The following is an 8,137-nucleotide window of genomic DNA, read 5'->3' on the forward strand; positions in this document are numbered from 1 at the left end:
CATCGCCGCCGAGATTACGCCCCTCTTTTTGTTGGGAACGCTGGCCTTTTTGGGGTGGGGGTTCTGGCGAGCCCGCCGGCGGGGATCCCTGGCTGTCTGGGTGTGGTTCCAGGGATCCCTGCTCCTTTTGCCCTGGGTGGTCTTCCTAGGGCTGCTGCTGTTTGGGGTTTACCTCAGCTTTGCTGGCTTCCTGCTGCTATTGCTGGTGTTCACGGGGCTCTACATTGCCGTGGGGCGCAAAACCCGCCAGTTGGCCCAGCAGGAGCTGCAGGCGCGGCGACAGCAGTTGGCCCAGATGGAGGAGCGGCAGGAAATCCCCTCGGAAGGGGCTGGGGAGACGCCTGTCGAGCAACCTTTGGTCTTGCGGGGCATCTCTGCGGAAGATTTGCAGGCGATTCAATCCATCTTCGGTCTGGACACCTTCTTCGTCACCGAGACCATTCCCTACGGGGAGGGGGCAATCTTCAAGGGCAACCTCCGCCGGGACGCAGAGGTAGTGGTGCCCCTGCTGACAGAAAAGCTGAAGGAGCGGCTGGGCAACCGCTACCAACTGTTTTTGGTGGAAGATGCCTCGGAAAAGCCGGCGGTGGTGGTCTTGCCAGATGAGATCGTCAACTACCGCGCTTCGACAGGGGCACAGATCCTGGCTGCGGGCCTGATGATAGCTAGCTTTCTGGCCACTTTGGAGGTGGGGGCCAACCTGCTGGGCTTTCGGCTGTTGGAGGCGCCGGGGCGCTGGGTGGAGGCCCTGCCGGTGGCGGCGGGGATCTTTGCCATTTTGCTGGTGCACGAGACCGGACACCGCTGGATGGCCGGCAAGTACGGCGTACGCCTCAGCCCAGCTTTTGTTATTCCCAGTTTGGGGATCGGCACGCTGGGATCCCTAAACCGCATCCAGTCGCCGGTGCCCAACCGCAAGGCCCTGTTTGACATTGCCTTTGCCGGCCCGGCGGCGGGGGGTCTCCTTTCCTTGGTGGTGCTGCTGGTTGGCCTGAAGCTCTCCGGCTCTGGTGGCCTATACGTGCCCACGGAGATCTTCCGTAGTTCCATCCTGGTGGGCACGCTGGCGCGGCTGGTGCTGGGATCCCAGTTGCAGGGGGAGCTGGTGCCCATTCACCCCTTCGTGGCCGTGGGCTGGATTGGCTTGGCCATCACCGCCTTGAGCCTGCTGCCGGCGGGCCAGTTGGATGGCGGGCGGATCGTGCAGGCGGTGTACGGGCGGAAGACGGCGGCACGTGCTACGGTCATCACCCTGATTGCTCTGGCAGTGGCAGCCATTAGTAACGTTTTGGCCCTCTACTGGGCGCTGCTGATTCTCTTTATTGCCCGCGAGCCGGAGCGTCCGCCGCAGGATGAGATTACCGAGACCGACGGCCAACGGGATGCCTTGGCGCTGCTGGCCCTCTTTTTGATGGTGATGACCCTGCTGCCCATTGCCCCGGCCTTGGCGGGCTTCCTCAACCTCCCCAACGGCTAAAGTCTGGGAAGCTCGATGTCGCCGCCGGGAAAGGGCTTTGGTCCCAGCCGAGATAATAGAGAGAAGCACCTGCAGCGCCTGCTGCTTCAGGCTGTCCACCATCACCAGGCGGGGCAACTGCAGGAGGCCATCTCCCTCTACCAACAGGTGTTGCAAGCCCAGCCCGCCCACCCGGAGGCGCTGCACCTCTTGGGGGTCTGTCGGCAGCAGCAGGGATCCCTGGAGGAAGCCATTGCCCTGATGCAGCAGGCCTTGGCGCAGCAGCCGTGGTTTCCCGACGCCCACTTGAATTTGGGCATTGTTCTCAAGCAGGCGGGGCGGCTGGGGGAGGCAAAAGCCCACCTCCAGCGGGCTCTGGAGCAAGGGGGGCCGGATCCGGAAGTTCTGTACCAGTTGGGACTGGTGCTGCGGCAGCAGGGGGAGTTGGAGGCGGCCCTGGTGCCGCTGAGGCAGGCTCTGGAGTTGCAGCCAGACTTTGCCGATGCTGCCTATACGCTGGCCATCCTGCTGCGGGACTGTGGCCGGGAGGAGGAAGCTGCCGAGCTGTTCTACCGCCTCTGGCAAACTGATCCTGCCGATTTGGCGGCGGCCCTGGGCTGGTGTGTCAGCCAGTTGCCCCTGCTCTACGACACCTCTGAGCAGATCCCAGTTGCCCGGGAGCGCTACCGCCAAGCTCTGCAGCAGGTGAAGGCCCGCTGGGCACACCTGCCGCGGGATCCCAAAACCCTGGAGCGGGCAGCTGCTGGTGTTGGCTCCGTCCAACCCTTCTTTTTGCCCTACCAGGGCCAGAACGACCGCGAGCTGCAGCACCTGTACGGATCCCTGGTGGGGGAGGTGATGGCGGCTCGCTACCCGCAGCCCCCCGTTCTCCTGCGGCGCTGTCCTGGGCGGCTTCGGGTGGGTATCGTCTCCGGCCTGTTCCGGGATCACTCTGTTTGGAAGATCCTGACCCACGGCTGGGTAGAAGCTTTGGATCGCTCCCAAGTGGCCCTCTACGGCTTCCACACCTCGGCCGTCCAAGACGAGATTACGCGCTCCCTGCCACCGCGTTTTGAGCAGTTTATAGCCGGATCCCGCAGCTTGGCGGAGTGGCAGGCGGCGATTCGAGCGGCCCAGCTGGACGTGCTCCTCTACCCGGAAGTGGGCATTGACCCGGTCTGCGCCCAGTTGGCCGCCTTGCGTTTGGCCCCTGTGCAGGCCATGGCCTGGGGACATCCGCAAACCTCTGGCCTGCCGACGGTGGACGTTTTCATCAGCAGCGAACTGATGGAGCCACCGGATGGGACCGGCCACTACACCGAGCAGCTCCTGCCCCTACCCGGCATCGGCACCTACTACATCCCTTTGGACGTTGACCCCGCCCCTGTGGACTGGCAAGCGTGGGGGGTGGATCCCGATAGGGTGCTCTACCTCTGCGCCCAATCTCTGTTTAAGTACCTGCCCCCGTACGACGAGGTCTTCCCCCGCATTGCTCGGGAGGTGGGGCGGTGTCAATTCCTGTTTTTGCGGGGCCGCCTCTCCCAAGGGATCCGCCAGCGCTTCTGGCAACGGCTACAGCGGGCCTTCCGCGCCTACGGCCTGGCCGTAGAAGACTATGTGCTGCTGCTGCCGGAACTCTCCCCCGCCCAATATGCCGCCTACAACGCCCTGGGAGATGTTTACCTGGACAGCATTGGCTGGTCTGGCGGCAACACCACCCTGGAAGCCCTGCCCCACGGGCTGCCCATCGTCACGCTGCCGGGATCCCTAATGCGGGGTCGCCACACCTACGCCATCCTGCAGCAGATGGGGATCCATGCAACCATCGCCTCTAACCTAGATGAGTATGTCCAGATTGCTGTGCGCCTGGGCCTGGATGACCGCTGGCGGGAACAGATGGGCCAGCAGGTAAAAGCCCGCCAGGAGCGCGTCTACCGGGATCCGGCCCCCATCCGCGCCCTGGAAGCCTGGTTGCAAAGTCTAAAGACCTGAGGGTTGGTTTCAGCCTGATAGCCCTAGCGCTAAGTTGCTTGGGCCAGCCCTTCTCCAGCGGGATCCCGGCCTTCCAGACGGCAGAACAGTTGCCGCATCAGCAGCTCCCGTTGGCCCAGCGAGAGATGGGGGGCAAGGGCACTGGGAAAATGAGGCATGGCCAGAGTGACGCGATCCAGCAAGTCGGCGCGGCGGTGCTTTTGCTGGATGGCCCAAGCCCGCTGCACAAGCTCTGCGGCTGTTTCCAGCTCCAGCCCTGCTCGTTCGGCCAGCCAAGCCGCCAATTGCTCCAGATCGGGATCAAAGCGCAGCCGGTACATGTAGATCAGCATGCCGATCCCAAGCACTAGGCCTATGGCGCTGGCCACATAGGCAGCCTTGATGGTAGTTCCCGGCAGATAGGCCACCGCCGAGACGCGCAAGATTTCATAAGGGATGCGAATTAAGCTGTAGCCGACAACATAGGTCCAAACCCAGGTGCCATCCTTAAGCTTGGGAAATCGCCAGAACATCCCCATCAAGAGAGCAAACAGAACCAGGTTAAGGAGGCTCTCGTAGAAAAAGATGGGGTGAAAAAACTCAAACTGGCTGTATTCCGGCTCGCGGGCTTGGGGGGGGATGTATACCCGCAAGGGCCACCTGCTGTCGGGGGGAATAGGGGCACCGTAGGCCTCGGAGTTAAAAAAATTGCCCCAGCGCCCGATGGCTTGGCCCAAGATTAACCCCGGCGTGAGCACATCGGCGTACTTCCAGCCGTTGATCCCGGTGGCGCGGCAATAGAGGTAAAGAGCAAGCGCGCCAGCCAAGATCCCACCGTGGATGATGATGCCTCCCCGCCAGATGGCGAAGGCCGAGAGGGGATCGTCCCTGAACTCTGACCAGTGGGTGAGGACATAGTAGAGGCGGGCGCCCAGAAACCCAGACACCACCAGCCACAGGGCCAGGATCTCGACCCGTTCGCTGGCCTTGCCGGGCTCTTTCTCCAGATGGCGAGCCTCTGCTAGGGCTTTGGTTAGGAGCAGGCCGACCAACACGGCAATAGCCATCAGCAGGCCGTACCAGCGCAGCCCCAGCCCGCCCACCAGCGGAGTTTCAGGTGGAAAACGGAAGACAAACTCTCCCGGCGAGCTGAAGGTAAGGCCCAGCAGCCTTGCACCCCATAGGTTCATTAACAGCACGCTCTGCACCTCAAAATCCTCAACTCAGTCCCCCTGTCGATCCAGCTTGCCTCTACTCGCGCAACACATAGCCTACACCGCGCACTGTTTGGATGAGGCGCTTTTCCCCTTGGCCTTCGATCTTGAGGCGCAAATAGCGAATATAAACCTCGATGATGTTGGAGTCGCCCGTAAAGTCATACCCCCACACATGCTCCAAAATCTGTTGGCGGCTGAGCACCTGGCGAGGGTGTTCCATCAAGTAGCGCAGCAGCTCATATTCCTTGGCCGTCAGCTCCACCTGTCGCTCTCCCCGGCTCGCCTGCCGCGTCACCGGATCCAGTGTCAAATCCATAAACACCAACCGGCCGTCGCGGGATCCCTTGGGGTGCTGCAAATAGATCCGTATCCGCGCCAGCAACTCCTGCAGGCTAAAGGGCTTGACCACGTAGTCATCTGCCCCAGCATCCAGCCCTGCCACCCGATCTGCCACCTCGTCGCCGGCGGTCATCAGCACCACGGGCACGCGGTTGCCCGTCAAGCGCAGTTGCCGACAAACCTCCAACCCTGAGATCCCGGGCAACAGCCAGTCCAGCAGCACCAAGTCGGGATTCTGGTCGCGGGCTGCCGCCAACCCTGCCGTGCCATCGCCGACCACACTCACCCGATATCCCCTATAGGCCAGCTCAGTTTCCAGGAAACGGGCCAGTTTGGCCTCATCTTCGATCACCAGAATGTGGGCAGAGGAGGATTCCGGTTCTGGCATACTCTCTCCTCAAAAGAAGAGGCGGGAAACTTGCTCACTGCCCACCAGCATACCTTAGCCGTGGGAACTGGCAGTACTGATCAATCCATCCTGCTCCCGAAGTTGGTTTGCTGAGTGTTGCTACCGTACCCCTTGATTCTTTGACAGGCTGTACCTGAGTTCCTATAAAGATTTTGACCTGTCTAGCAGCCCAGCCTAGCATAGCTCCTGGGACTTCCTTGCTGGCAGTGCTGACGGGATTAGAAGGTTAAGTTTTCCAGGGCTAGAGTTCTTCTCGATCTGCTGATTGCATTCTGCTTGGGGATCTCTAAGCTGTCACTGCTTCCGGTTTTATCTCTGCTAGGAGAAAGAGTAGACGAGATTGGGATCCCTTCCCATCACCCACAAGCTATTAGGGCTGGCAACATAACGGTATGCCGCTCTCTTCTTGCTCGCGCTGTACAGCCGGTCAGCGAGCTCCGCAATCTCCAAATGTAACGCAAGCCGTTCTAGCCAGGCGACAGGAATTCCTTGTACACCATAGTACGCTCCTGCCACTTGCCCACATACCGCAGCGGTTGTGTCGGCATCGTTGCCTAGATTTGCCGCCATGAGAACCGCTTCCTCAAAACTGTGGGAACGAACAAAACACCACATCGCCGCTTCCAGACTGTCCACCACATACCCGGAGCCTCGTATCTCATCTTCCAGCTTTTGACGGTAGGCTCCGCGGGCAATCGCAACGATCTTCTCGGCCCCCACGAATGTCTGGCTGTCACCCAGGGCAACCTCATCCTTTGAGCTGCCAGATAATGCCCGACAAATGATCCGCGCCAAAAGACGACAAGCATCTAGGCATTCCGCCGCACCGTGAGTAATTCGGGAACTCTCCGCTGCAAATCGTTCTGCTGCTTCCAGGTTCGGGAAGAAGAACATAGGAATCGGCGCTAACCGCGTTATGCACCCATTGCCGGCTGAGCGCGGATCGCTTGACCCGGCAAAGGGGTTTCCTGTCTGGCGAAACCTGCGCAATGCAGAGGCGGTCGTAGAACCTATGTCGAAGCATGTCCCAGTACTGCTCAAGTAACCCGTCTCGGCCCACTTGCAATAACGCCTCATTTGATCATGAGCGTCGAACCCGTTGCACTCAACAAGGCTGGTTGCTAGGCAAAGCGCCATCGAAGTATCATCAGTCCACTGGCCTGCACGGAGATGGAATGGACCTCCGCCAACCATATCCGTCAGCGGTGTAAAGCTTCCCCGTGGACGAAACTCAACGGTAGTGCCGATAGCATCCCCAACGGCAAGACCGAGAAGACACCCACGGAAACGGTCTTGTTGCTGCATCTGCGTTCTCCCAAGTGGGGTAACGTTTGAGCTCAGTCCGCGGCCCGTCAGGGCCGTCGCGCCTGCAGCGATGAGTTAGGAATACTCAATATCTATTAAAACCTTTCCTTTACTACCAGCACCAACATTCACTTTTACCCCCTCAATGGGGACATCTAGATGGAAGCCTGCCTGCTCATCCATCATAATTTTCATCCGTTTTGCCCCGTGTTCTTTGCCGGCCTTGATTAGGTCAACGGCTACCTTCGATTGCTTCTCTACAGCTTTCCCAGGTTCTAGAAAATCAAAGACCTTATCAGCGATCCAAAAGAACGGAGCATAAATTTGGCCAAGAACAGGAATTTCACGGAGATCTTTGATTGCGCTCCGAAAGCCATCTCTTGTTGTCAGGTCATAGTTGCTTTTCATAATTGGCACTTTGTCAGAAGGACTCCTAACAGTTGAACTCACCCGCCGTCAATGACTTAGAGTGCTGAAGATAGCCTAGCATACAGTCGGGGGCAGTAACTTGTTACACTATGTAAGTTTTTCGCTGTTCGCCTCTACTACCCACCAACCCCAGCGCCCCCTCACCAACAACCTTTGGAGCAGGTCAGTGATGCTCTCCGAGTCAAGCACTACTCCTACCAGACTAAGAAATTTTATCTTCTCCGGATCCGTCGATATATCTTGTTTCACAACAAGCGACACCCCAAGGAGATGGGTGGCGAGCAGATCAATGCCTTCTTAACCCACTTAGCGGTGGAGGAGGGGGTGGCGGCGTCCACGCAGAACCAAGCTCTCAGTGCGCTGTTGTTCCTTTACCGAGAAGTTTTGCGTCTGGAGCTAGACCTTAACCTAGACGCAGTATGAGCCAAGCGCTCACGCTATTTGCTTACGGTCTTAACCCCTGAGGAGGTCAAGGCTGTCATTGTGCATCTGTCTGGGATCTATCGCTTAGTGGTGCAGGTGCTGTATGGCAGTGGCTTGAGGTTGGCAGAAGCTCAGCAGCTCCGGGTTAAAGATGTGGATTTTGCCCAACGGCAACTGGCGATTCGCCATAGCAAAGGGATGGAGAGCCGGTTAACGATGCTGCCAGAAACCCTAGTGGAACCTTTGCAAGAACACTTGCTCTGGGTCCAGCGACAACATCAGCAGGACTTGGAATAAGGATATGGCTCTGTCTATTTGCCCTTTGCTTTGGAGCGCAAGTACAGCCTGTTCAAGAATCAAGGGGTACATTAGATTTCTTTACGCTATACTTTTTTATATTTTGCTCCCAGCTCACGAACAATAGGTACAGCCTGTTAAGGAATCAAGGGGGTACAGTAGCAACACTTAGCAAACCAACTCCGGAAGCAGGATGTAGTAAACAAGTCTGCACTACAGCCTGTTAAGGAATCAAGGGGTACAGTAGCAACACTTAGCAAACCAACTTCGGAAGCAGGATGGATTGATCAG

The 8,137-nt window shown here is 58.7% G+C and carries 8 protein-coding genes; 4 read left to right on the forward strand and 4 right to left on the reverse strand.

From position 1 onward, the window contains the following. Window position 1 precedes the first annotated feature (1 nt). Both NW863_RS11445 and NW863_RS11450 read left to right on the forward strand, forming a co-directional pair. Window positions 2-1,477, forward strand: a complete 1,476-nt coding sequence (locus NW863_RS11445; protein WP_414366460.1) for a site-2 protease family protein — start codon at window positions 2-4, stop codon at window positions 1,475-1,477. Between the two features lie 15 nt (window positions 1,478-1,492). Then, window positions 1,493-3,448, forward strand: a complete 1,956-nt coding sequence (locus NW863_RS11450) for a tetratricopeptide repeat protein (RefSeq protein ID WP_414366461.1) — start codon at window positions 1,493-1,495, stop codon at window positions 3,446-3,448. A gap of 29 nt (window positions 3,449-3,477) precedes the next feature. Here the strand turns inward: NW863_RS11450 and lgt are convergent, their stop codons facing one another. The 4 genes from lgt to NW863_RS11470 form a co-directional block, all read right to left on the reverse strand. Further along, window positions 3,478-4,635, reverse strand: coding sequence for a prolipoprotein diacylglyceryl transferase (lgt, locus tag NW863_RS11455; protein WP_414366462.1), 1,158 nt, complete (start codon window positions 4,633-4,635; stop codon window positions 3,478-3,480). A 43-nt stretch (window positions 4,636-4,678) separates the two neighbouring features. Continuing rightward, window positions 4,679-5,371: a response regulator transcription factor gene (locus NW863_RS11460; RefSeq protein ID WP_414366464.1), complete on the reverse strand. Its 693-nt coding sequence runs from the start codon at window positions 5,369-5,371 to the stop codon at window positions 4,679-4,681. A gap of 339 nt (window positions 5,372-5,710) precedes the next feature. After that, a complete protein-coding gene (locus tag NW863_RS11465) occupies window positions 5,711-6,697 on the reverse strand; it encodes an ADP-ribosylglycohydrolase family protein (protein WP_414366466.1) in 987 nt (328 codons plus the stop codon). Window positions 6,698-6,772: 75 nt separating this feature from the next. Further along, window positions 6,773-7,105 (reverse strand): hypothetical protein, encoded by a 333-nt coding sequence (locus NW863_RS11470; protein ID WP_414349069.1) that lies wholly within the window; start codon window positions 7,103-7,105, stop codon window positions 6,773-6,775. Between the two features lie 174 nt (window positions 7,106-7,279). On the opposite strand from NW863_RS11470, the gene NW863_RS11475 reads away from it, so the two are divergent. Continuing rightward, window positions 7,280-7,549: a phage integrase N-terminal SAM-like domain-containing protein gene (locus NW863_RS11475; protein ID WP_414366468.1), complete on the forward strand. Its 270-nt coding sequence runs from the start codon at window positions 7,280-7,282 to the stop codon at window positions 7,547-7,549. An 18-nt stretch (window positions 7,550-7,567) separates the two neighbouring features. Next, complete coding sequence (locus NW863_RS11480) at window positions 7,568-7,846, forward strand: tyrosine-type recombinase/integrase (protein WP_414366470.1); 279 nt, start codon at window positions 7,568-7,570, stop codon at window positions 7,844-7,846. Window positions 7,847-8,137: the final 291 nt, after the last annotated feature.

It is taken from the genome of Synechococcus sp. B60.1 (assembly GCF_047462555.1).
In the GTDB taxonomy this organism is placed as follows: Bacteria; Cyanobacteriota; Cyanobacteriia; order Thermostichales; family Thermostichaceae; genus Thermostichus.

Coding starts and splice junctions, on each gene's coding strand:
- NW863_RS11450 (WP_414366461.1), top strand. CDS start 1,493: ATGTCGCCGCCGGGAAAGGGCTTTGGTCCCAGCCGAGATAATAGAGAG.
- NW863_RS11460 (WP_414366464.1), bottom strand. CDS start 5,371: ATGCCAGAACCGGAATCCTCCTCTGCCCACATTCTGGTGATCGAAGAT.
- NW863_RS11465 (WP_414366466.1), bottom strand. CDS start 6,697: ATGCAGCAACAAGACCGTTTCCGTGGGTGTCTTCTCGGTCTTGCCGTT.
- NW863_RS11470 (WP_414349069.1), bottom strand. CDS start 7,105: ATGAAAAGCAACTATGACCTGACAACAAGAGATGGCTTTCGGAGCGCA.